Genomic DNA, 24,095 nt, shown 5'->3' with positions numbered 1-24,095 from the left:
TTTCGTATGCTTAGTAAAGAAGATAAGACAAGACTGTCAGACCGATGACATCAGCCAGACTATGAGCTAAAAAGAAGGGCAGTAGATTACGGGGCTGGCGTTTTTGATAGAGAAAATGAAAGAGAAGCCCCACAATCAAGCCAAGACCAATTCCAGCCACCAGACCTTGATAGGTGTGAAAACTAGCCCGAACCAGGAGCGAGAAGGGAAGAATCCACTTACTCTCCTCGGGTTTGATCATAAAACATAGCCCCAGAAAAAATATTTCCTCGTAAAAGCCATTGAGGAGGGAGTAGGCTAGCAGGGTGATGTCAATGTGTGGCAGAAGGTTGAACATGGAGGGCATGACTGGACTTGTCAACTGATAGGTCAACAAGTGAAAAATATCCATACAGAAGGCCGCCAATCCGAAAATCAGCAGAGCTTGTAAGGGAACCCAAGGTGTCCAGAATATTCGTTTTGTCAACTGAAAAATATCCACCTTCCGCCAGATAAGATAGGCGAGAGCTAAGCTGAGCCAGACCAACTGGATCAGCAAGGCCTTGATATTGTCAAGAGGTGTAAAGGTCAAATTCTCCGCCAGGCTGGTTTGTTGAGTGAAAAGACCGATACACTGTAAGGTCGAATTGATGATTCCCTCTCCGAATAAAATCACAGCCACAACTAGCAAATCCACGGAGGAAATATACTTCTTCTTTTCTTTTAACATAAGTATCCTTTCTAGTTTCTATCCCCAGTTTAGCAAATCCAACTATTCTCACCCTACCTGTCATCTGTTTTTTATCTGTTTTTTTGTAGCGATTGTCAAAAATCAGTTGAGCCCTCGTACAAATAAGCCTATAATGGAGAGAGAAGTGAAAGAAAAGGGAGCGACTATGGCACGCATTTTGGTACTGGAAGACGACACTGTTATCAACCAGGTTGTCTGTGAATTTTTGAAGGAAGAGGGGCACGAAGTCCTGAGTTTTGTCAATGGCAGAGCAGCTTATCAAGCTAGTCAGGAAAGTCGGTTTGACCTCCTTATTCTAGACATCATGGTCCCTGAGATGACCGGCTTGGAAGTCTTGCAGGAAGTTCGGAAAACCTCCGATATGCCTGTGCTCATGCTGACAGCCTTGGGGGACGAATGCACTCAGCTTCTGTCTTTTAATCAGCAGATTAGTGATTATGTCACCAAGCCCTTTTCTCCCCTTATCCTGATGAAACGGGTTGAGAATATTCTCCGTCAGGAATGTCAAACGGATCAACTGGTGGTTGGAACCATCAGCCTATCTGAAAAAACAGGTATGGTTTATGACCAGGGCAAGCTAGTTTCCTTGACCCAGAAGGAGTATGGCATTCTACACTATCTGATCAAGCACAAGGGCCAGATTGTTAGTCGAGACGGCATGATGTTGGATATCTGGGGCTATACAGAATTGGATAGTCGCGTTCTTGACAACCACATCAAAAATCTGAGAAAGAAATTACCAGACCTTCCCCTAAAAACGGTCATTGGCCGTGGTTATCAGTTGGAGATCTAAGATGAAACTAGCCAAAAAACAATTCCTCATCGTAACTCTAATGGTCAGCCTGACCTCACTTATCTTGCTTGGTCTACTCTACTATGCCATGCCTATTTATTACAATCAAGCTAAGAAAGACCAGCTCAGACAGGAATATAACCAAGTTCTTATTTCCCTAGAAGGTCAGGACCAGGAAAGGATTCTCGCCAGTTTGACCGCCTACGACCAAGATTCCCCCGACCTACTTTTGACCCTCTATTCTGCCGATCAGGAGATTATCTATCCTTCGCAGGAAGAGAGCAGTCAGGAGAGGGGAAGCAGTTATCTGGAGCAAGGCCAGTACGATGAGATTGGCTCTTGGTCGGCTCTTGTCACTACAAAAGAAGGCAAGGAGTTGGTTCTCACAGCCGAATATGGTTTCCATACCCTATCAGGAGTCAGTCAAACTCTCTTGACCTTCTATCCCTTTGTGCTCCTCTTGATTATTGCCCTAGCCGTGACCTCAGCCTTTATTTATAGCCGCTTCTCAACTCGTAGGATTACCCACCTCTCTGCGACGACACGGCAAATGCAGAGCTTACAAGCAGGTCTGGCCTGTCAAGTGATGGGTCGTGATGAGATTGCTACTTTGGCCCAGGACATCAACCATCTTTATGGAAAATTGCAGAGCAGCATAGAAGAGTTGCGAGAAGAAAACGAGCGTAGCCTGGTGCGTGAGAAGGAGAAATCTGACTTTCTCCGTATGACCTCACATGAACTCAAAACGCCCATTGCCAGCATGACCGGTCTGGTCGAGGGGATGCTTTATAATGTCGGGGATTTCAAGGACCATCAGACCTACCTAGCCAAGTGTCGTGATATCCTAGCTGAGCAAGCAGCCCTCGTTCAGTCTATCCTAGAAGCTACCACAGTGGATATGGCTATAAAAAACAAGGGAGAAGAAATAGCCCTTCATAGCCTGCTTGAAGAAATCCTACCTTCCTATGTTGACTGGGCACTATTAGAAGGCTATCCGTTTCAAACTGACTTGGAAGAAGTCTTTATTCATGGGAATCCGATCTATCTCACCAAGGCTCTAAAAAATATCCTGGACAATGCCTTTCGTTATACCAGTCCGCAGGCAAGCATAAAACTCAAACTCCAGGCCAATCAGCTTTTGATAGATAATCAGGTTTCTCATTTGCTCAGCCAGGAAGAACTTGACCAAGTTTTCCAGCCATTCTACCGACCAGATTACAGTCGTAGCAAGGAGGACGGAGGGACAGGTATTGGACTCTACTTGGTCAAGCAGATTTTGGACAGTCACCAGTTTTCCTATGAATTTTTCCCGCTTGATCATCATACCATGCGGTTTGTCATTCGGTTTTAAGACATGAAATCCCTTCTTTTCAAGGGATTTTTGTTATCCGTAGCAGAATTGTGCTAAAAATTTTCTTTTTTGATAGACTAGGGTTGAAAATAGCAAAAGGAGTATTTTATGGAACAGTATGATTTGTTAGTAATTGGTTTTGGTAAGGCAGGTAAGACCTTGGCAGGAAAGCTTTCTGCGTTAGGTAAAAAAGTTGCCTTGGTCGAGGAAAATCCTGCTATGTTCGGCGGTACCTGTATCAATATCGGCTGTATTCCAACCAAGACTCTCTTGGTAGCAGCAGATAAAAACTGGACTTTTGAACAGGTCATGGAGCAAAAGGAAACTGTGACTACTCGCTTGCGGAATAAAAATGAAGCGGTCTTGAAAGGCAGCGGTGCCAATCTTTATCAAGGTCACGCACGTTTTGTAGCTGACAAGGTTGTGGAGGTAGTTGCTGGTGAAGAGTCGATTCAACTGACTGCGGAAACCATTATCATTAATACAGGTGCCAAGTCGCGTGTACTGTCAATTCCTGGTTTGTTGGATACGCCACACGTTTATGACAGTACTGGCATTCAGAATTTGGAGGTTCGTCCTGACAAGTTGGCAATTATCGGTGGTGGTAACATTGGACTGGAATTTGCTGGTCTTTATAGCAAACTCGGCAGTCAGGTGACAGTATATGAAGCCAGCTCTGCTATTTTACCAAGAGAAGAGGAAGTAGTCGCTCAGCTAGCCAAGGAGTATATGGAAGAAGCTGGCGTGACCTTTGTCTTGGGTGCTAAAATTGAGCAAGTAGCAGCTACGGGCGAGCAAGTTGCCGTGACGGTTAATGGCGAAACGGCAATCTTCGATGCTGTCCTCTATGCGACAGGTCGTGTGCCGAACACTGCTGACTTGGGCTTGGAAAATACGGCGATTGAGCTTTTGGAAAATGGTGCTGTTAAGGTGGATGACTACTGTGAGACGACAGTTCCAGGTGTCTACGCAGTGGGCGATGTCAATGGCGGACCACAATTCACTTACACTTCGCTAGACGACTTCCGTATCGTCTTTGGCAAGTTGACAGGGACTGGCACCTACAGCCTCAGTCAGCGCAAGTCAGTACCGACTAGCATCTTTATCGACCCAGTCCTTTCGCGTGTCGGTCTGACGGAGAAGGAAGCTCTGGCAGCAGGTTTTGAAGTGGTTGCCAATGAATTGCCAGTAGCCAATATGCCACGTGGCCACGTCAACAATGACCTTCGTGGTATCTTCAAGGTGGTCGTGGACAAGAAGACCAATTTGGTTCTTGGGGCAACGCTCTTTGGCCGCAATTCGGAAGAACTGATTAACCTGATTGCTATGGCCATTGACAACAAGATTCCATATACCTACTTCAAGACTCAAATCTTCACTCACCCAACTATGGCTGAGAATTTGAATGACGTCTTTAATTTTTAATAGAGTACTGACCGTCCGACAGGGCGGTTTTTTGTCGGTAAGCACTTGCAAATATGGTATAATGAATGGTAAGAATAGACTAGGAGAGCATGTATGATAAGAAAGGAACACAATGAGTTTACGAGGGTGCAAATACCTGCTGCTTTACATTTGACCAGACTCGGTTATGACTATCTTTCGGCTACTAGTAAAGAAATTAAAGAACGAGATCCGGATACAAATATCTTACTATCCATTTTTAAACAACAGTTCCTTAAATTGAACAATTATGCAAGTGAAGCTGATTTTGAACAAGAATTTGAAAATATTCGCCTGGAATTAGAACAAGATGATTTAGGACGAAGTTTCTTCAAACGTATTCATGCTGATTCTGGCTATACCTATATCAATTGGAAAAATCTTGAGGCAAATACATTTCATATAGCTTTGGAAGTTACTTGTCAAAATGGTGAGGACGAGTTCCGACCAGATATTACGATATTTATAAATGGTTTACCACTTAGTTATATAGAAGTCAAACAACCAAATGCCATTCGAGATGGGAAGACAGGTATTCAGTCTGAAAAGGATCGGACCAAGTTTCGATTTGAAAATAAAAAGTTCAGACGGTTTAACAATATCACACAGTTGATTGCTTTTTCAGACAATCTTCCCTATGATGATAGCCAAGGACAACAGTTACAAGGCTCTTATTACTGCACCAATGCTTCATCTGGTACCAAATTTAACTCATTCAAGGAAGAAGAACCAGAGCAATTAGTTCTATCTCCATTGGAAGAAAAAATGATTGATTTGGTTCTTACAGATGTTAATCGTTTTGCCCTCAAGTCGCAAGTTGAATTCCGAACCAACTTGGATCCTGCAAGTCCTTGCAATTCCTTTTTAACTTCCCTTTATCAGAAAGAACGGCTCTTTTTCATGCTCCGTTATGGTCTAGTCTATGTAGAAGAACGAGATGAGCATGACCAGATTCAACTACAAAAACACGCCATGCGTTATCCTCAATATTTTGCGACCAAGGCAATTGAAAGAGGCTTGAAAAATGGTTTGAAGAAAGGTGTCATTTGGCACACACAAGGCTCCGGTAAAACAGCTCTTGCTTTCTTCAATATCCGCTATTTGCGTGACTATTATGCTGATAAGGGTATGGTACCAAGTTTTTATTTTGTGGTAGACCGGTTGGATTTGGCTGATCAGGCCTTTAAAGAATTTAGCAAGCGTGGCCTAACAGTTAATCGAATAAACAAGCCCAGTGAGTTAAATCAAGTACCAGCTAAGTGTCATGTTTCGGTGGTTAATATTCAAAAATTTAAGGATACATCCGACTTGACGGACCATTCTGGTTATAACTTAAATCGGCAGAATATCTATTTTATCGATGAAGCCCATCGTTCCTACAATGAAAAAGGGTCCTATCTACCAAATCTGTATAATGCTGATAAGCAAGCTATCAAGATTGCGCTGACAGGTACTCCATTGATTGCTCCGAAAGCAGATGGTAAATCCAAGGAAACGGCTATAACCACTCGTGATATTTTTGGAGACTATATCCATAAATACTACTATAATCAATCCATTGCGGATGGTTTTACGCTGAGACTAATACGTGAGGATATCGAAACATCCTATAAAGAGAACCTGAAAGCCATACATGAAGAGATTCAAAAAGGTTCGATTGATAAAAAAGAAATTTTTGCTCATCCTCGTTATGTCAGTCCTATGTTGGATTTCATTTTAGAAGATTTTACAAGAGCTCGAAATATACTGTTTGATGATCAATCCATTGGAGGAATGATTGTTTGTGATTCTTCCGAACAAGCTCGGGAATTGCACAAGCAATTAGAAGAACGGCGACTAGCAGGTCATACGAGTTTCACCTCTACCTTGATTTTGCATGATGCAGGAGATAAGGATTATAAGAAAGAAGAAGTAGAAAAGTTTAAGAAAGGTCAAACTGACTTTGTTATCGTCTACTCTATGCTCTTGACAGGTTTTGATGCGCCACGTTTGAAACGACTCTATCTTGGACGGAAAATCAAAGCTCATAACCTCTTGCAGACCCTGACCCGTGTCAACCGTCCATACAAGGACTATACATTTGGCTATGTCATCGATTTTGCGGATATTTCTAAAGAATTCGACAAGACCAATAAAGCCTACTTGGAAGAACTCAATCGCGAATACCAATCAGCTTTAACTGATGAGGATGGGGAAAATCCGTTTGGAGCTATATTTGTCACACCAGAAGAAGTCAAAGACCAGTTAGAAAAATCGCAAGGGGTTTTGATGAACTATCCAACAGATAACTTGGAATATTTTGAAAAAGCAATTGACCAAGTGAAGGATAGGAAGGAATTAATCCAACTGAGGAAGTCGCTTGAGACCATTCGGCAGTACTACAACATGGCGCGCCTCCATGGCTATCACGAAGTCATCGAGCAGGTCAATATGGGAGAAATAGCCAGCCTATTAAATATGTTATCTCGCCGACTATTGACCTTGAGTTTGATTGATAAACCAGATAGTTTTTCTAGCCAACAACTCTTAAATCTTGCCATGTCTGAAACTAGCTTTAGCTTTACAAAGATCAAAGAAGAGGAGTTGCGCCTTGCGGCCAATGATCTAGATGACATCCGTCGTCGTGTGGCCAGTGGCATCAATCTACGTAGGGACGAGAAAGATCCAGAGTGGGTGAGCCTATTTGAAGAGTTCCAACGCGTTCTAAACAAACACATGACACAGGAAGTTGAAGGATACAGCTTGGAACGTATCAAGGAGACCAAACAGGCCTACCAAAGCTTGTTCGACTCTGTAGAGGATTACAAATCACGGATGAATCGTTTGGCTATGAACTTTGGTGGGGATAGCATGTCAGCCCGTACTTTTAAACGAGTTACTCAATCCACGGTAGTGAGTGATTATCCAGCTATTTATCAAGTATTAAAAGGTGCCAAGCCATTGATTGACTATCAAATTGGACTCAACCAAGGAATCCTTGACAACGAAGCCTATTTGGAAGGGGAGATCAAGCGACTGGCCCGTGAAGAAATGAAGAAAACAGAAGTGGGCAAACAACTCAAACGGGTTGACTATGACAAGCTAATTCGCTCCCTGATGGAAGTCTATGAAGGAGAATACTAACCAAATGGAAGACAATTATATCGTACAGGTACAAAGCCAAGTAAAAGGCTTGGTAGATGAACTCAATGCAGTATTAACCAATGCAGGATTATGGGGTGAAGCAGGAGGGTATAAACTCTTGACCCAGTCCTTCCTATATAAGTTTTTAAATGATAAGTTTCTCTACGAAGCCTTAGTCGTTGACAATAACTATGATTATCAAGGGCTTTTGGACCTTTCTGAAGAGGATTATGACTGGTTTTTAGACGATATTGGGACTAAAACTGCTCATCTAAAACCTGAACAATTGATTGAAAGCTTACACCGTCAACAGAACCAAGCAGATTTTTCTGAGATTTTTGAACAAACGCTCAATCAGATTGCCATTGACAACAATGCTATTTTCTCAGTTCATACGGATGGTGGAACAGATATTCGCCTCTTTGATCAACGCTTGATTACGGATACCATTTCTGATGCCAGCAAGCGAAATGAAGTGGCAGCTTCTATTATCAATCTCTTGGCGCGTGTTAAATTTGACCAGCAGATCTTTTCACAGGGTTTTGACTTTTTCTCTACCTTGTTTGAGTACATAATTAAGGACTACAACAAGGATAGTGGAAAGTATGCGGAATACTACACACCTCACTCTGTTGCCAAAATCATCGCGGCTATTTTGGTGGGAAATGATCAACCAAGTAACGTCAAAATCTACGATCCTTCTGCTGGTTCGGGGACTCTCTTGATGAACCTGGCCAGTCAGATTGGTACCGACCGTACCAGTGTGTACAGTCAGGACATTTCTCAAAAATCCTCTAATCTCTTGCGACTCAACTTGATTCTCAATGGCTTGCAGCATTCCATTCACAATATTGTACAAGGAAATACTATTCTCAACAATCGTCATGTGGAGAAGATGGACTATATCGTGTCCAATCCTCCTTTCAAACTTGATTTTTCTGAGTGGCGAGATCAGGTAGAAAGCCTACCAAATAGCAGTGAACGATTTTTTGCTGGTGTGCCAAAGATTCCCAACAAGAAAAAAGAGAGTATGGCCATTTACCAACTCTTTATCCAGCATATTATCTATAGTTTGAAGGAAGATGGTCAGGCGGCCATTGTCTTGCCGACAGGATTTATCACAGCTCAGTCAGGTATTGACAAGAAAATCCGTCAGCACCTGGTCGATGAGAAGATGTTGGCAGGTGTTGTGTCCATGCCGTCCAATATCTTTGCGACAACAGGAACCAACGTGTCCATTCTCTTTATTGATAAGAAAAATAAGGATGATGTGGTCTTGATTGACGCTTCTAATCTTGGCACCAAGGTCAAGGAAGGCAAGAACCAAAAGACAGTCCTTAGCCCAGATGAAGAAGTGCAAATCATTCAGACCTTTATTAACAAAGAAGTTGTCGAAGACTTCTCTGTCAAGGTCAGCTATGAGGAGATTAAGGATAAGAACTACTCCCTCAGTGCAGGTCAGTACTTTGACATCAAGATTGACTACGTTGATATTAGCCCAGAAGAATTTGAAGAAAAAATGCAAGGCTACCAAGACCGCCTAGCCGACCTCTTTGCCCAATCCCATGAATTGGAAAAGGAAATAGCAGAGCAGATGAGGAGGGTGAGGTATGAGTGATGTGGTTAGATATAAGTTTAGTGAATTTGCAACTATAACTTCGAGCAAAAGAGTTCATTTATCAGATTATGTAGAAGTCGGTGTACCATTTTATAGAAGTAAAGAAATCATCGAGTTAGCAAATAATCAGGGTATATCTGAAACTTTATATATTTCTGAAGAAAAGTATAATGAAATAAAAAATAAGTATCCTGTTCCCCAAATAGATGATATTCTAATAACGGCTGTGGGAACAATTGGCAAAATATATTTAGTAAAGGATGTTGGATTTTACTTTAAAGATGGAAATTTAATCTGGGTAAGAGATGTTAATAAGGAAATTATTAACATAAACTATTTATATTATTTCTTAAATTCACCCATTTTTCAATCTAACATTCTAAAAAATAATATTGGAGCGGTTCAAAAAGCGATTACAATAGATCATCTTAAATCAATTGAGTTAGATTTACCAACTCTTGAGGATCAAAATAATATATCTAATATTTTGAAGAATATCGACCAAAAAATCGCTCTGAACAACCAAATCAACGAAGAGTTGGAGGCTATGGCGAAGACGCTTTATGATTATTGGTTTGTGCAGTTTGATTTCCCTGATGAAAATGGTAAGCCCTACAAGTCCTCTGGTGGTAAAATGGTCTATAATGACCAACTCAAACGTGAAATACCAGAAGGGTGGGGAGTGGAAAATTTAAGTAATTTTTTAACAATCAAAAATGGTAAAGATCATAAAGATTTATCAGATGGAAATTATCCCGTTTATGGTTCAGGTGGATTAATGAGAAAAGTTGAGGACTATATTTTTGAAGGTGAATCAGTTTTGATTCCAAGAAAAGGTACCTTGAATAATATCATGTATGTTGATGAAAAATTTTGGACAGTGGATACTATGTTCTATACCGATATGAAAATTGATTATGTGGCATTATACACGTACTTTTCCATAAAAGATATTGATTTTACGAAACTTAATACAGGAACAGGAGTTCCAAGTATGACAGCTTCTATTCTGTATCAATTACAAATTATTAATCCTAATGCGGATATTTTAAAAAATTTCGATGAGTTGGTAAGAACTACATATAGAATGATTTTTGACAACCGTAAACAAAACCAAGAACTGAACCAACTTCGTGAGTGGCTCTTGCCAATGCTCATGAATGGACAAGTGAAGGTGGAGGAATAATGCAAAAATTAATTTTGGATAAGCCTGGTTTTAAATATATGGAGTATATGTACGAGTTATTAAATCTGGATCTAGATGATCATGATATTAGTATAAAATATGATTTAAAATTTGCGACACCTTATGTGACTTTATTAATCGCTTCTTACTTAAATCATCATAAATATAATGTAAATTTTGAAATTGGTGAATTTGGTAGGTGCTCTGAATCATATGCTAGAAACTATAATTTTTTTCACTTTGCCGAAGGGAGTTTAGATCTTAACGAAAGAAATACTAACTATTCTGATAAATATACACCAATTATGAAATCTATCTTATCAAGTTACTCTCGGCAATCTGAAAATATCGTTGAAAACATTGCTAATAAGATTGCCAAAGTTTTATCTTGTGAACACGAAAATATTGAAAAGATATTTTTCTATATAGTATTTGAACTTTTTCGAAATATTCCAGAACATTCTCACTGCTTTGAAGGTTGGCATGCTTCACAATGTTGGATGCACGATGAATACGTTGAGGCGGAAATCGCCATAATTGACTACGGTATAGGATTTAAAGAGAGTTTAAATTTTAAAGAAGTTTTGAATGTCTCAAATGATATTGAAGCTATGGAGTTTGCATTAAAACCTGGTATTACGGGGGGAATTTTTGAAAAATCTCATTTAAGAGAGGGAGAGGAGGAAGAGTATTTAAATTCGGGTTACGGCCTGTATATTGTAACTGAATTGTGTAAAGTATTTAAAGGACATTTTTCAATAATATCTAAAGGAGCTATTGCTACAAAAAAGGGCATAAAGTCTTTAAAAGATAAGTTGATATTTCCAGGTACAGCAATAAAAATCAGGCTTCAAATCCCTAAAGACCTTACACCTGAAGATTTTAATGAAAAATTAAAGATAATTATTTCCAAAGGCGAAAGTATTTCAACTCAAATTGAGGGTGCAATAAGCACAGCATCTACCAAGTCAAAATCAGTATTCTAGATGCCTATTTACTAAAAAATTATCATTCCCCCTAATCAAAGGACTAGGGGGAGTTATTTCTATCTTGTCTCCATTTCTTTTCCTTGTGGTAGACTTGTCACAATGTTTATGGAAGCAGTACTTGTTCCTGTTTGATTTTTCTGTCGCGTTCTTTCTGAAAAATCTTGACGAATGTCATTTAAGACTTGCAGGATAACTTTCTCTGGTGCCGTTGGGTCATAGCTTATTTTATTGACCAAGTGACTATAAAGGAGGGTGTATAGATTGAAGGCTGTTTTACGGACTTCCAAGCTGTTTATATTTTCGCGAGTGCTGGTGTCCTGACTTCTTTTCAGATAGAGACGATAAGTGCTTTCATGGCTTTCACGGAGATTGGCAATAGCTTCATCTAACATAAGTAGGCTAATATCTTCTGAGTAGGGTGGCTTCGCCAGTCGGGTCAGCAAAGAATCAATCAAAGCAGATGATTCTTGCATATTGGTAGACCTTGTATTTTTGTATAGTTTGATGAGTTCTTGTAGTCGGTGATAGGCTTGCAATTTCTCTGGTGTCCGAGTATTTTTAAAGAGTTTGAGTCCGTTGACGAAGGCAGAGTAGTCAGCCTTTCGATTCTTTATGGCCTTGTTTAAGTCATTAGTCATGTCTGAGCCACGTTTTTGTTTGAGACTTTTTTTCAGTAAGGGCAAGGATTCTTCAAGCTGTTTGATTAAGTCCGTTACCATGGGGTCATTGGTGGCTGAACTATATTGTTTCAAGGTATCAACACTACTGGTGATGAGTTGTGTAAATTCTGCTTGATTCAGATGTTGTGCATATAATGGAATTCGGATTTTCATTTGTGTACCTCACTATCTTTTTTTCCGGTCATCTATTTATTCGTAAATATGTAGGAGAAAAATATGAAATAGAAAAAAATTGTTAAAAAACTTGTCAAATCATAAGGCTTTCCTATAATACAATTTTATTTTTTAAAAATTACATTGAAATGCAATGATATAAATGTTTAAAAGTGTCAATTTAGTTTGATTTACATGTTTAAAAATTGTTTTTGCAATAAAATCATTGTTTTTGCGAGTTTTCAAATTTAAATGATATGATTCTATTTTCAATTACAAAAAAAGCACTTAGATTTCTCTAGGTGCTTATTAAACAATTTTATAATCAGCTAAAAATCCATTGGTCAAAGGCATAGTTGGATAAAAATCACGCTTGGCAACCCTATCAAAGATTTTTCTAACCTTATTCACAGGATCCCAAATAATGAGATTGCCGAAATTATTTCCGTAATCCATAAAGATGTAATTCAAAGGTGTCTTACCGTCAATCGGACTCTTGCCTGGAGTTCCTATCTTACTGATATTTACAAAACATTTCATCCAATCATCATACATTGTTGATCACCTCTTTCTAACTTTATTATACCATACTTCTTCGGCTTTTTGAGCTAATAACTCGTATTTTTCAGGATTATTATAGACTTCCTCAGTACCGTAAGTCAAATATTGTCGAACATGCTCGTTCTCATGAAGTAATGTTTTAACCAGTTGCTCTTCGCTAGTAAAAGCATCAGGGTATAAATAAATTTTTCCGACCTCTTCTGCCGAAGCACCCCCGCAATAACCTGTTCCAATCAGATTTTTTTGTTTTACAAGGATTATCTTAGAATTGCTTAGGTCGATATCAAAGTCACGGGCTAGCCTACGAACGCTTGAAAGTCTCATCGGGATTTTAAGAGCTTTAAATTCGCCCTTCAACGCTCCTTTACGGAATAATTGAGGTTCTTCATTTGACAGAGTATATGTTGATTTCGAAACATGAGCCCCTGTCGAGCAATGACACCACGGATGCATAGGTGCAGCATTCTCTCCAGGTTCCATGTCCTTGACTTTGAAAATCCTCCCACCTAATTTAGCACATTCCCTACATGCTGACGGTTCTGCGATAAACTCATATTCATCATAACCATTTGCGATATAAGCCTGTTTCTGCCCCTCAGTAGCTACTCGAGCACCTTCCGTCACCGCCAGTCGTTTTGCTTCACTAACAGTAACGTTGAACTCCTTCCGAAGCTGAGCAACCATGGTAGTCGGATTCTTACCCTGCAACAGCAAGCGCTCCGTCATCCGAGCAACAACTTCACGCAAAGCAGTTTGCCTTTTCCAGATATTATCCGACCAATTAGCCCTATGAAAAGGAGTATTTAAAATAGCCTGTGCCGTAGTGCCGATTTGACTAGCTGACAAAACAGACCGACCAAGCAAGCCAGATTGCGTTTCAATAGCTTTGACGAATTCATCATTCAAAAAACGCTCCGTCAATTGACGTTCATCTTCTGCCAGTGCAACTAATTCAAGATCAAGTTGATACTGTAACAAAGCTAGCCGATTGGTCTTCATTTTCAAGTTGTACAATGCCAACTCTGAATTCGCTCGTGCCGAAAAATTCTTCTCAGCCACATACCGCTTCGCTTTTTCCTCAAAAGACTTTACATCGAATTCATCAACTCGAGCCTTTACTTCGGACAAGGACAAACCATTCTTATCAGCGTACCGTTGCTCAAAGGCTCTAATTTCCTTTTCTAGCTCGTTAAAGTGATAAGAGTATTATTCTTATCTACGCTCCTCAGGTAGTAGAAAAAAGAAACTACTCTCTAGCTTAACGAGTCTAAAAACCAGTTTTCATGTTACAATAAGGTATCAACCATTGGAGGTTTTATATGAAATGGAATAAAAAGTTAGCACTTGGTGCTGTATTAGTAGCCAGTCTAGTCACCTTGTCTGCTTGTCAATCAATTTCAAATTGGTGGAAAAATACAAAGGAAGAATGGATTGGCTTGGAGATGACGGTACGGACATATGATGAAAATTCTCAGTTAATCGATGAGATGTCTGGTAAGTCCCTATCGATTTCGCGGAATGAAGAATTTGACTCCGTTGATGCCGAAGGCTATTCTAATGCGGATTCGTCTGTTTTGAAGGTCACACTTGGCAATTATGAAATTGACCATGTCGGTTCCTCCTTAATTGCAGCAGAAGAGGGGTTGGAAGATTTGTTTGCCAAGTACCAAACTACAGTCGATATTGCCAACTATGACCATTCTATCCCCCTGGTTAATCGCATGGTCTCTAGCCTGAAAAATGATTTTACTGGTAAGGCCAAGGTGGTCTTGATTCGTTCGCAAAATGGAACACCATTAGCGACCTATGTTGGTGATAAGGTATCCCTTTATGCTTCTGATGCGCCAAAAACATCTGAGCTCTTGATTGATGGTAAGCGTTTGATTATCTACCGTTGTGACTATACTATTTATGACAGAGAATTGTTGGAGAACTAGATGATAAACATTCGGTCAGCACAGATAGAGGATGCTGCAGATTTGGTGGCTATCTACGCTCCTTATGTTGAAACTACAGCCATTACTTTTGAGACAGAAGTGCCGACTGTGGCAGACTTTGTTAGTCGGATAAAAAAGACCTTGGAGAAATTTCCCTATCTTGTCGCAGAAGAAGAAGGTCGGGTTGTGGGATATGCGTATGCATCGACCTACTATGCCCGTGCTGCTTACGATTGGACAGTTGAGTTGTCTGTTTATGTCAGTAGAAAGGCACGTGGAAAAGGAATCGGAAGTCTCTTGTATGATGCCTTGGAAGAAGAATTGACGGCGCGTGGCTTTAAAAATTTTTTAGCCTGCATTGCTCTTCCTAATCCAGCTTCGCTTGCTCTTCATAAGAAGAGAGGGTATGAACAGGTAGCACATTTCAAAAACGTTGGTTATAAATTTGATACCTGGCACGATATTGTCTGGCTTCAAAAATCTCTTGTAGGTAAGCAAAATGAAGATTGACGAATTAGAAAAACGTTTGTTGGCTGTGGCGGATGCCAGTCAGGCCCAGCCTATGAAGGCTTATATGAAAAACAATTTTGACTTTCTGGGTGTGCGAACTCCTGACCGCCGAAAAGTTGCTAGGCAATTTTTCAAAGAATCTAAGGCTCAGGGAATTGACTGGGAATTTGTTGAGGCTTGCTGGTCTAAGCCCTACCGTGAATTTCAATATATCGCCATTGATTATCTGGTTACCAAGAAAAAAGACTTGGTTCTAGCTGATTTACCCCGTTTGAAAAAACTGGCTCAAAGCAAGTCTTGGTGGGATAGTATTGACGGTCTGGATAAATTAGTAGGTAAGATTGTTTTGGACAATCCAGAGGCTAAGCAGACCATTTTGGAATGGAGCCTTGATGATGATTTCTGGTTGAGGCGAATTGCCATTGACCACCAACTCCTGCAAAAAGAACAGACTGATACAGAACTTCTTGAGAAGATTTTGGTCAACAATCTCAATCAGAAAGAATTTTTCATCAATAAGGCGATTGGTTGGGCTCTGCGGGATTATTCCAAGACAAATCCAGAATGGGTCAGGGCATTTATTGCTCAGCACAGAAGTCAGATGGCGGGTCTATCCATTCGCGAGGGGTCCAAGTATATCTAGAATGAATGCCTTGCATTTTTCTGAAAATCTGTTAAAATAATACCATGCGATGAGCCGAGTAGTGACTTTGTCACATTCGACGCTAGGGAGGTCTTCATGTAGAACCTATATTCACAGCTCGGCACATGTATCTAAGGCTAGTTTCTTGCTACTCATCGTTAGCTTTTTTAGAAATACAGTCAGTATTCCTTCAAAAAACTGCCTTGATTATCAAAAAACTATCTCTTACCTAAATGTACCTTACTTGTGAATATAGGTTCTTATTTGAGACGCAGGAGCGGACCTTGGTTAGATGCTGTGAACCTTCTAACCTCATCGGAAACGATGCCCTTGCCCACCTTTTAGGTGGGCTTTTTTTGGTATAATGGAAAAAGAACCTGTATTCACAGTTCGGCACTTTTATCTAAGGCTAGTTTTCTACTACTCATCGTTAGTTTTTTAGAAATACAGTCAGTATTCCTTCAAAAAACGGTCCTAATTATCAAAAAACTATCTCTTACCTAAATGTACCTTACTTGTGAGTCCAGATTATAAAGAACAGTTCATAGACGCCAGAATTGTGTGAGGAAACCATGAAGTTATATTATTCAGACATCAGCAATGATATTACCAAGAAGTTGACCGCTTTAGCACTGGAAGAGTCCCATCGGGTTCAACGGGTATTTTACATTGCGCCCAACTCCTTGTCCTTTGAAAAGGAAAAAAAAGTCCTATCCTACCTGCCGAGAAAGGCTAGTTTATCAATCCTGGTGACCCGCTTTGCGCAAATGGCCCGTTATTTTATCTACCATGAAGAGAACAGCAAAAAAGCGTTGGATGATTTGGGCTTGTCCATGATGGTCTATCGAGTTTTAGCACAGTTTGAAGATGGTGATTTGCAGGTCTATGGCCGCTTGAAGAAGGACCCGGCATTTATTGAGCAGGTGGTCAATCTTTACAAGGAATTGCAAACCTCCAACATGCCCCTTTCTGCCTTGGAAAATCTGGAGACTTCTGCCAAGCAGGCAGATATTATCAAGATTTTGTCAGCCTTGCAGGACGTTCTCATGGACGAGGATTATGAAAATGAGACCAAGTTGGCGCAATTCAGATGGAAAGTAGAGTCAGGTCAATTGGATGACCAGCTCAGCCAGGTGGTCCTGATTGTGGACGGTTTTACGCGTTTTTCAGCTGAAGAGGAAGCCCTAATTGCCAGCCTTCATGGGCGTGTAGCGGAAATACACATTGCCAGCTATGCCAGCAAAAAAGCCTACCAGGAAACTCATCTTGAGGGGAATGTTTTTCAAGCCAGTGTTGAATTTCTCCGTCACTTGGCTTTTAGCTACCAGACCAAGCCCATTTTCATGGACGGAGTTGATCAAGGCAAGTTGACAAGGGATGATGGCGATGTTCCGAGGCCATCCCTTGCAAAACTCTCCAAAAATATTGAAAGCCAGTTTGATTATTCCAAACCTGCCTATGAGCTGACTGAAGAGGATTTGTCAGCTATTGAAATTTGGGAGGCTACCAATCAAAAGGAGGAGGTCGAAGCGGTTGCTCGTTCCATTCGTAAAAGATTGTTTGAGGGGACTCGCTATAAGGATATCCTAGTCCTGCTAGGTGATGTGGATAGCTACCAACTTCAGATTGGCAAGATTTTTGATAAATATGAAATCCCCTACTATTTTGGTAGAGCTGAGGAAATGAGCCACCATCCGCTGGTGCATTTTGTGGAGTCCCTGGAGCGTCTAAAACGCTATAATTTTCGGGCGGAGGACCTGATTAACTTGCTGAAATCTGGTCTCTATGGTCAGCTGGAACAGGGGCAACTGGACCGCTTCCACGCTTATATTACCTTTGCGGATCTCAAGGGCCAGGCTAAGTTTTCTCGTGATTTTACGGTCAATAGCAGAGCGAATTATGATTTGGAGGTTTTGAACCAGCTACGAGAGAGCATTATGGCACCTCTGACACAGTTTTTCAAGGCTCGTCCGCAGTCAGGCCAATCCCTTCTAGAAAAATTCATGGAGTTTGCCCGTCGCATCAACTTGGCTGAAAATATGGTTGCCTTGTCAGAGGGATTGAGCCAGCTGCAAATTGAAAAAGAGGAAGAGGTTTGGAAGGCTTTCTGCCATATTCTGGAAGTTTTTCAACACTTGTTTGCTAAGGAAACCCTGTCGGTCGAGGATTTCCTTTCCCTACTCAAGGCGGGTATGCAATCTAGTCATTACCGGACCGTCCCAGCAACGGTGGATGTAGTGTCTGTCAAGTCCTATGATTTGATTGAACCGCATACGGCCAAGTATGTCTATGCCCTGGGGTTGAGCCAGTCGAATTTCCCAAAAGTTGCCAAGAATACAGGTATTTTGACCGACGAGGAGAAGGCCAGGATGAATGAACGTTCGGACTCCCTATCCCAGTTCCACATTCCTAGTCGGGAAAATGGCAAGAAAAACCATGCTACCTTTATGTCCTTGCTGCATTCGGCGACTGAGCATCTGGTCTTATCAGCTCCGCAATTGTACAATGAAGGTCAGGAATTAGTCTCTCCTTATCTGAAGCTATTGACGGGCTTGGGTGTGAAATCCATTGAAAAAGGTCGGAGTAAGACCCTGCTGCCAACGGATGTCGGGCATTTTAATGGTCTCCTGTCCCAAGTTATCCAGCTCAATCCTGAGGAATTGGCTACAGAAGAGGATACTGATATCAAGAACTTTTGGTCGGCGGCTGTCCGTTATCTTGATAAGAAGTTGAAGCAAAAGGGCGTTACCATTCCGACAATTTCCAGCCAATTGCGCAGTCAGAAGCTGGCCAAGAAAACTCTGGCAACCCTCTATCCAGTTGACCAGCCCTTGAGGTTGTCGGTGTCTAGTTTGACGGACTTCTACAAGAATGAATACCTCTTTTTCATTAAGCATGTCTTGCGTTTGCAGGAGCAGGATTCTATTCGCCCGGATGCTCGTAGCCATGGGAATTTTCTCCATCGGATTTTTGAGCGCGTGACCATGGACCACAGCAGTGCCTTCTTCGATGAAAAGTTGGAGCAGGCCATTGCAGCAACCCGTCAGGAAAAGGATTTCCAGGCCCTATACGGTGAGAATGCCGATAGTCGTTATTCGGAGCAAATTTTGTTGGACGTAGCGCGTGCAAGTTCCCTCGTTTTACGAGGCGATAATCCTGTGCAAGTCTTGGCCAATGAAGCAGTGTTTGGTCAGAACGAGCAAGCCCATTTAGAACTAGAAGGTGGTCGTAAGCTACAAATTATCGGTAAGATTGACCGCCTGGATCAGCTGCTATCAGACCAGGCTTTGGGTGTGGTTGACTACAAGTCCAGTGCCAATAGCTTTAAGATTGACAGATTTTACAATGGCCTTAGTCCCCAGCTCATTACCTATCTGTCGGCCGTTAGTCAGATGAAGGTTGCTGGGCAGACAGATAAGGTATTTGGGGCCATGTATCTGCATTTGCTGGATCCCATTGTCAAATTAGCCGATACTAAGGGGCAGGACCAGGTACTTGCTGAAGCATACAAATCCTTGGTTTATAAGGGCTTGTTTATCGAAGAGGAGAGCAATCGTCTCAACCAGCTCTATCATAAGACCAAGGCCAGTCTGTATAGTCGCAAGGAATTAGGGCTTCTAATGGCCCATAATGAGAAATTGTACCGCCAGGCAGCCAGCCGCATTTTAGAGGGGGAATTTGCCATCAATCCCTATACAGAAGATGGACGTTCCGTTGCAGGTGACCAGCTCAAGGCCATTACCGGATTTGAAGCAGACCGGCATCTGAGCCAGGCTCGTGTCTTGGTCAAGGGTGGTAGGCGAGAAGACTGGTTAGAGCGAATGAAAGGAGGGAGCCAATTGTGAGCTTTCAAGCATTTTTAACCGAAGAAGAAATCAATGAGATTCAGGCCCAGGAATTGGCTTCCGAAAAAGACCAGAAGCGAACTCCAGAGCAGATTGAGGCCATTTACAGCCATGGGCAGAATATTTTGGTGTCTGCATCAGCGGGCTCAGGAAAAACCTTTGTCATGGTCGAGCGGATTTTGGACAAGCTCAAACGGGGTGTCCATATCGACCAGCTCTTTATCTCCACCTTCACGGTCAAGGCGGCCGGTGAATTGAAGGAGCGGATTGAGAAAAGGCTCAACACGGAAATCAAAGAGACGGTGGATGAGGACATCCGCAGGCATTTGACGGCTCAATTGGCTGAATTGAGCAATGCGGATATCGGAACCATGGACTCTTTTACTCAGAAATTGGTCACGACCTATGGCTATGAGCTGGGCGTGGCGCCCAATTTTCGTATCATGACAGATAAGAATGAGCAGGATTTGCTGAAAAATGAAGTGTTCGGTGATCTCTTTGCAGATTATCTGTCTGGAAAAGATGGCAAGTCGTTTGAGCAATTGGTTCGGAATTTCTCCGGCAACCGCAAGGATAATAAGAATTTTCGGGAATTGGTCTACCAGATCTATGACTTTAGCCAGGCAACTAGTGCACCAGACAAGTGGCTGCGGCAAAATTTGCTCAAGGGCTATCAAGTTTATAAGGACTGGGAGAGTCTGCCTAGCTCTAGCCTAACAGGTTTGCTGGCAGCCATGTTTCAGGCCGCTGATGACCTGCAGGACTTGACTGATTTGCCGGATTACAAGCAAAAAACAGCCAAGGGAGAGGATACGGCGGCCTACAAGAAGCACCAATTGATTTTCCAAAGTTTGCGCGAATGGGCCCAGGAATTTGACAGGCATATGGATGCAGCCCGCCTGCCGGAATTGACTGGAAAATTAGTGGACATCCTCCCTTCGTCCAGCGATGTCACAGTGGCTGGGGTCAAGTACCCTGTCTTTAAGCAGCTCAAATCCCACTTGCAGAATCTCCAGTTTTTAGAGACCATTTTTGCCTACCAGCCCCAGGTCTTGCCACTTTTGAGGATTTTGCAGGTATTTGTTTGCGATTTCTCTTATCAATATTTGCAGGCGAAGATGCAGGAAAATGCTTTTGAGTTTTCTGATATCAGCCATTTAGCCATCGGTATTTTAGAAAGCAATGCGCAGATTCGCCAGCATTTCCAAGAAAAGTACCATGAGGTCATGGTGGACGAGTATCAGGATAACAACCATACCCAGGAGCGGATGTTGGACCTCTTGTCAAATGGGCACAATCGCTTTATGGTGGGAGATATCAAGCAGTCCATCTACCGTTTCCGTCAGGCGGATCATCAGATTTTCCAAGATAAGTTCGAGCTCTACCAGGCCAATCCAGAGGCTGGCAAACTGATCCTGCTCAAGGAAAATTTCCGTAGCCGGGTAGAGGTCATCGATGCGACCAATGCTATTTTCACGCGCCTCATGGACAAGGAAGTGGGGCAAATCAAGTATGATGAGACCCATAGCCTGGTTGCTGGTAGTGAGGAGCAAGGGAAACAAGAACTCATCCTGCCCAATAATGAGATGGAGTATTTGATTTACAATACGGATATATCTGACGAGGAGCAGGAGGAGCAATCCTTTACAGCTGGCGAGGTGGAGCTGGTGGCCAAGGAAATCATTCGCCTGCATAAGCAGGAAGGAGTAGCTTTTTCAAAGATTACGCTACTGGTGCCAAGTCGGACCCGCAACGATGCTATCTTGACCAGTTTTGAAAAGCATGGTATCCCCTTGGTAGCAGATGGTGGTATGGCTTCCTATCTCAAGTCGCTGGAGGTCATGGTCATGCTGGACACCCTGCGGACCATTAACCAGCCACTCAATGATTATGCCCTGGTAGCCCTGCTCAAATCCCCTATGTTCGCTTTTGATGAGGACCAGTTGGCTCGTCTGGCTCTCCAGTCAGAGTCTGGATTTTTCTACGACAAGATTCAGCTGGCTCTATCGGGTCAATCGGAGAATGCAGACTTGATTGAGCAGGATTTACTGGAAAAAGTTCAGAAGTTTGATGCCGTCTTGTCAGACTGGAGAAAATTTGCCAAGCTTCATTCCATTCACGACCTGATTTGGAAGATTTTCAATGACCGCTTTTACTATGATTATGTGGGTGCTCTGCCCAATGGTCAGAAGCGGCAGGCCAATCTTTATGCCCTGGGCTTGCGGGCAAATCAGTTTGAAAAGACAGGATTTAAGGGTTTGTCACGCTTCATCAGCATGATTGATAAGGTTCTAGCCAGCGACAATGACCTGGCCGAGGTAGAAGTGGCTGTTCCCAAGGATGCTGTCCAGCTCATGACGGTCCATAAGTCCAAGGGCTTGGAGTTCCAGTATGTCTTTCTCATGAATATGGACAAGAAGTTCAATGCCATGGAAAGTCGGGCGCCTTATATTCTCAGTCGGGAAAATGGCCTGGGCATCCAGTTTATCGCAGATATGAAAGACCAGTTTGATACGCCGCTCCCGCATGTGCGCGTGCAAATGGACACCCTTCCCTATCAGATAAATGGCCAGGAGCTGAAAATTGCCAACCTATCGGAGCAAATGCGCTTGCTCTATGTGGCTATGACCCGTGCGGAGAAAAAGCTCTATCTAGTGGGCAAGGGCAGTCAGGAAAAATTAGCTACTCGCTACGATGGCAAGCGTCAAGATGGCGTTCTTGCAAGGGCCAGCAGAGAGAGCATGACCTCTTTCCAAGACTGGGTGCTAGCCATTGAGGCGGCCTTTCCAGACCAAGACCTGCATTTCAAGAAGCGCTTTATCCAAGACACTGATTTGGTATTTACTGATGAGGATAAGTTGGAAATGCCTGACAAGCAGACCAATCCTGGGGGCAAAGACCAGCGACAGTCTAAAGCTATTTCAGATACTATCAAGCAACTAAAAGGTGTCGAAGAGCTCAATCAGCGTTACAAGCCAGCTATTGATTTGCCGACCTTGCGAACGCCAAGTCAGATTAAAAAACTCTATGAGCCGGTCTTATCTGAAGAGGCCCTGGATGTGATTGAACCGAGACAGACAGAGCATTCCTTTAGCTTACCGAATTTCACTAAACACAAGCAGGTGACGGGTGCTGATATGGGGTCTGCCATCCATGAGCTCATGCAGGCTATTGATTTGTCATGGCTGGTGACAGAGGATACGGTTAAAGAAGCTCTTGCCCGTGTGCAGGCTGATCAGGCTGTCAAGGACAGGATTGATACTCAGAAGATTTTTGACTTTTTTGATACAGATTTGGGACGGGAAATCTTGTCCAATACTGACAAGCTACACCGAGAGGCACCTTTTGCCAGTATCCAAAAAGATGCAACTTCTAAAGAGGAATTTGTCCTGCGTGGAATTATAGACGGCTACATCCTTTATGAGGACCATATCGTTCTGTTTGATTACAAGACCGATAAATACAAGCATCCGGAACAATTACGAGAACGTTACCGGCAACAAATGGCCCTCTACGCTGCCAGCTTGAGACAGGCCTATGCGATTGACCGAGTGGATTCATACTTAATTCTTTTGGGCGGAAATCAGATTGAGGTTTTGGCCCTCTGACACCTGTAAAATGGAGGAAATTTATGGAACGTACATTTTTCATTATTAAACCAGACGCTGTCCAGCGTGGGCTGGTGGGGCAGATTATTTCCCGCATCGAGCACCGTGGCTTTACCATTTCTGATTTGAAAATGATGACGGCGACGGAAGACTTGGTTGCCACCCACTATGACCATTTGACGGACAAACCATTTTTCCCACAATTGGTGGACTATATGACTAGTGGACCGCTGAATGCTGGTATCAGGTTATTTGTGATATTATTGATGATGAATTGGTTGTACTTGTGGTGACTGTTGGCTATCGTCGTGATGTTTATTAAGTTTGACAGCAGCAAAAACTCTTCTGGGGTTTTTGCTTTTTTTATTCCACATTTTTCGGTAAAATAAGGAAAAGTAAAAAAGGAGTAAACACATGGGTTTGTTTTCAGGTTTGATGGGCAATGCCTCGCAGATGAATAATGACAAGGTAGAGCAAGAGTTGGCAGATATCCTTTTGGATGCGGAACAGGTAGAAATGGCCTTTAGTTTGGTTCGCGACCTAATTGTCTTTACCGAGTATCGGTTGATTTTGGTGGATAAGCAAGGTATGTCGGGCAAAAAAGTGTCCTACAAGTCCATTCCCTATCGTTCCATTTCTCGCTTTACGGTCGAAACCTCTGGACATTTTGACCTGGATGCGGAGTTGAAAATATGGATTTCTTCAGCAGCAGAGCCAGCAGAGACTCTGCAATTTAAGAGCGACAAGTCCGTCATTGCTATTCAAAAGGCCTTGGCGTCTGCTGTTTTAGGTAAATAGATAAATGTAGAAAGTGATTTTTGGGTCACTTTCTATTTTTTCCCAATTTATAAAATTAAGCTAGACAGAAAAAGCCATCTATGTTAGGCTCAGATAAACTACCACATTTGTCTGAAAGGAACTAACA

General features: G+C 42.2%; 17 protein-coding genes and 1 pseudogene. 14 read left to right on the top strand and 4 right to left on the bottom strand.

Annotated elements, in window-relative coordinates; genetic code table 11:
* Positions 1-10 precede the first annotated feature (10 nt).
* A complete protein-coding gene (locus ACHBGV_RS06130) occupies positions 11-709 on the bottom strand; it encodes a type II CAAX prenyl endopeptidase Rce1 family protein (RefSeq protein ID WP_394735890.1) in 699 nt (232 codons plus the stop codon).
* Between the two features lie 166 nt (positions 710-875).
* Here ACHBGV_RS06130 and ACHBGV_RS06125 point away from each other — a divergent pair, with 166 nt between their 5' ends.
* The 7 genes from ACHBGV_RS06125 to ACHBGV_RS06095 all read left to right on the top strand — a co-directional run bounded on the left by ACHBGV_RS06125 (position 876) and on the right by ACHBGV_RS06095 (position 11,230).
* Positions 876-1,523: a response regulator transcription factor gene (locus tag ACHBGV_RS06125; RefSeq protein ID WP_394735895.1), complete on the top strand. Its 648-nt coding sequence runs from the start codon at positions 876-878 to the stop codon at positions 1,521-1,523.
* A gap of 1 nt (position 1,524) precedes the next feature.
* A complete protein-coding gene (locus ACHBGV_RS06120; RefSeq protein ID WP_394735889.1) occupies positions 1,525-2,874 on the top strand; it encodes an ATP-binding protein in 1,350 nt (449 codons plus the stop codon).
* Between the two features lie 108 nt (positions 2,875-2,982).
* Positions 2,983-4,299 (top strand): FAD-containing oxidoreductase, encoded by a 1,317-nt coding sequence (locus tag ACHBGV_RS06115; protein WP_394735888.1) that lies wholly within the window; start codon positions 2,983-2,985, stop codon positions 4,297-4,299.
* A 93-nt stretch (positions 4,300-4,392) separates the two neighbouring features.
* The gene (locus ACHBGV_RS06110; protein ID WP_105160424.1) at positions 4,393-7,440 is read left to right on the top strand and encodes a type I restriction endonuclease; all 3,048 of its coding nucleotides are present in this window, start codon (positions 4,393-4,395) and stop codon (positions 7,438-7,440) included.
* Between the two features lie 4 nt (positions 7,441-7,444).
* On the top strand, positions 7,445-9,058 hold the full coding sequence (locus tag ACHBGV_RS06105) for a class I SAM-dependent DNA methyltransferase (RefSeq protein ID WP_394735887.1): 1,614 nt from the start codon (positions 7,445-7,447) through the stop codon (positions 9,056-9,058).
* Positions 9,051-10,244 carry a restriction endonuclease subunit S gene (locus ACHBGV_RS06100; RefSeq protein ID WP_394735886.1) on the top strand — a complete coding sequence of 398 codons (1,194 nt, stop codon included), beginning with the start codon at positions 9,051-9,053 and terminating at the stop codon, positions 10,242-10,244. The genes ACHBGV_RS06105 and ACHBGV_RS06100 overlap by 8 nt, the downstream gene beginning before the upstream one ends.
* Positions 10,244-11,230 (top strand): hypothetical protein, encoded by a 987-nt coding sequence (locus tag ACHBGV_RS06095; RefSeq protein ID WP_394735885.1) that lies wholly within the window; start codon positions 10,244-10,246, stop codon positions 11,228-11,230. Before ACHBGV_RS06100 ends, ACHBGV_RS06095 begins: the two co-directional genes overlap by 1 nt.
* Before the next feature lie 59 nt (positions 11,231-11,289).
* Here the strand turns inward: ACHBGV_RS06095 and ACHBGV_RS06090 are convergent, their stop codons facing one another.
* The 3 genes from ACHBGV_RS06090 to ACHBGV_RS06080 form a co-directional block, all read right to left on the bottom strand.
* Positions 11,290-12,066, bottom strand: a complete 777-nt coding sequence (locus tag ACHBGV_RS06090) for a DUF6261 family protein (protein WP_394735884.1) — start codon at positions 12,064-12,066, stop codon at positions 11,290-11,292.
* A gap of 309 nt (positions 12,067-12,375) precedes the next feature.
* A complete protein-coding gene (locus ACHBGV_RS06085; protein ID WP_332411723.1) occupies positions 12,376-12,606 on the bottom strand; it encodes a hypothetical protein in 231 nt (76 codons plus the stop codon).
* Between the two features lie 21 nt (positions 12,607-12,627).
* Positions 12,628-13,755 (bottom strand): minor capsid protein, encoded by a 1,128-nt coding sequence (locus ACHBGV_RS06080; protein WP_394735883.1) that lies wholly within the window; start codon positions 13,753-13,755, stop codon positions 12,628-12,630.
* Positions 13,756-13,946: 191 nt separating this feature from the next.
* On the opposite strand from ACHBGV_RS06080, the gene ACHBGV_RS06075 reads away from it, so the two are divergent.
* From ACHBGV_RS06075 to ACHBGV_RS06045, 7 genes and pseudogenes are all read left to right on the top strand, one after another.
* Positions 13,947-14,564: a DUF5052 family protein gene (locus tag ACHBGV_RS06075; protein ID WP_394735882.1), complete on the top strand. Its 618-nt coding sequence runs from the start codon at positions 13,947-13,949 to the stop codon at positions 14,562-14,564.
* Complete coding sequence (locus ACHBGV_RS06070; protein ID WP_170238486.1) at positions 14,565-15,074, top strand: GNAT family N-acetyltransferase; 510 nt, start codon at positions 14,565-14,567, stop codon at positions 15,072-15,074. It abuts the gene before it with no gap.
* Positions 15,064-15,717 carry a DNA alkylation repair protein gene (locus ACHBGV_RS06065; protein ID WP_394735881.1) on the top strand — a complete coding sequence of 218 codons (654 nt, stop codon included), beginning with the start codon at positions 15,064-15,066 and terminating at the stop codon, positions 15,715-15,717. The genes ACHBGV_RS06070 and ACHBGV_RS06065 overlap by 11 nt, the downstream gene beginning before the upstream one ends.
* 572 nt (positions 15,718-16,289) lie before the next feature.
* A complete protein-coding gene (rexB, locus tag ACHBGV_RS06060) occupies positions 16,290-19,562 on the top strand; it encodes an ATP-dependent nuclease subunit B (RefSeq protein ID WP_394735880.1) in 3,273 nt (1,090 codons plus the stop codon).
* A complete protein-coding gene (gene addA / locus ACHBGV_RS06055; RefSeq protein WP_394735879.1) occupies positions 19,559-23,170 on the top strand; it encodes a helicase-exonuclease AddAB subunit AddA in 3,612 nt (1,203 codons plus the stop codon). The genes rexB and addA overlap by 4 nt, the downstream gene beginning before the upstream one ends.
* Positions 23,171-23,193: 23 nt before the next feature.
* A pseudogene (locus tag ACHBGV_RS06050) lies at positions 23,194-23,415 on the top strand (nucleoside-diphosphate kinase); the annotation flags it as partial.
* 169 nt (positions 23,416-23,584) lie between these two features.
* Complete coding sequence (locus ACHBGV_RS06045; protein ID WP_024397275.1) at positions 23,585-23,968, top strand: PH domain-containing protein; 384 nt, start codon at positions 23,585-23,587, stop codon at positions 23,966-23,968.
* Positions 23,969-24,095 lie beyond the last annotated feature (127 nt).

Source organism: Streptococcus sp. A34 (assembly GCF_043674115.1).
In the GTDB taxonomy this organism is placed as follows: Bacteria; Bacillota; Bacilli; order Lactobacillales; family Streptococcaceae; genus Streptococcus; species Streptococcus suis_V.
Note: the sequence above shows the minus strand (reverse complement) of the source record. Positions and strands in the feature narration are given on the sequence as shown.

Excerpts from the sequence above, each read along its gene's own strand:
- ACHBGV_RS06130 (WP_394735890.1), bottom strand. The coding sequence starts at position 709 with ATGTTAAAAGAAAAGAAGAAGTATATTTCCTCCGTGGATTTGCTAGTT.
- ACHBGV_RS06125 (WP_394735895.1), top strand. The coding sequence starts at position 876 with ATGGCACGCATTTTGGTACTGGAAGACGACACTGTTATCAACCAGGTT.
- ACHBGV_RS06120 (WP_394735889.1), top strand. The coding sequence starts at position 1,525 with ATGAAACTAGCCAAAAAACAATTCCTCATCGTAACTCTAATGGTCAGC.
- ACHBGV_RS06115 (WP_394735888.1), top strand. The coding sequence starts at position 2,983 with ATGGAACAGTATGATTTGTTAGTAATTGGTTTTGGTAAGGCAGGTAAG.
- ACHBGV_RS06110 (WP_105160424.1), top strand. The coding sequence starts at position 4,393 with ATGATAAGAAAGGAACACAATGAGTTTACGAGGGTGCAAATACCTGCT.
- ACHBGV_RS06105 (WP_394735887.1), top strand. The coding sequence starts at position 7,445 with ATGGAAGACAATTATATCGTACAGGTACAAAGCCAAGTAAAAGGCTTG.
- ACHBGV_RS06100 (WP_394735886.1), top strand. The coding sequence starts at position 9,051 with ATGAGTGATGTGGTTAGATATAAGTTTAGTGAATTTGCAACTATAACT.
- ACHBGV_RS06095 (WP_394735885.1), top strand. The coding sequence starts at position 10,244 with ATGCAAAAATTAATTTTGGATAAGCCTGGTTTTAAATATATGGAGTAT.
- ACHBGV_RS06090 (WP_394735884.1), bottom strand. The coding sequence starts at position 12,066 with ATGAAAATCCGAATTCCATTATATGCACAACATCTGAATCAAGCAGAA.
- ACHBGV_RS06085 (WP_332411723.1), bottom strand. The coding sequence starts at position 12,606 with ATGAAATGTTTTGTAAATATCAGTAAGATAGGAACTCCAGGCAAGAGT.
- ACHBGV_RS06075 (WP_394735882.1), top strand. The coding sequence starts at position 13,947 with ATGAAATGGAATAAAAAGTTAGCACTTGGTGCTGTATTAGTAGCCAGT.
- ACHBGV_RS06070 (WP_170238486.1), top strand. The coding sequence starts at position 14,565 with ATGATAAACATTCGGTCAGCACAGATAGAGGATGCTGCAGATTTGGTG.
- ACHBGV_RS06065 (WP_394735881.1), top strand. The coding sequence starts at position 15,064 with ATGAAGATTGACGAATTAGAAAAACGTTTGTTGGCTGTGGCGGATGCC.
- rexB (WP_394735880.1), top strand. The coding sequence starts at position 16,290 with ATGAAGTTATATTATTCAGACATCAGCAATGATATTACCAAGAAGTTG.
- ACHBGV_RS06045 (WP_024397275.1), top strand. The coding sequence starts at position 23,585 with ATGGGTTTGTTTTCAGGTTTGATGGGCAATGCCTCGCAGATGAATAAT.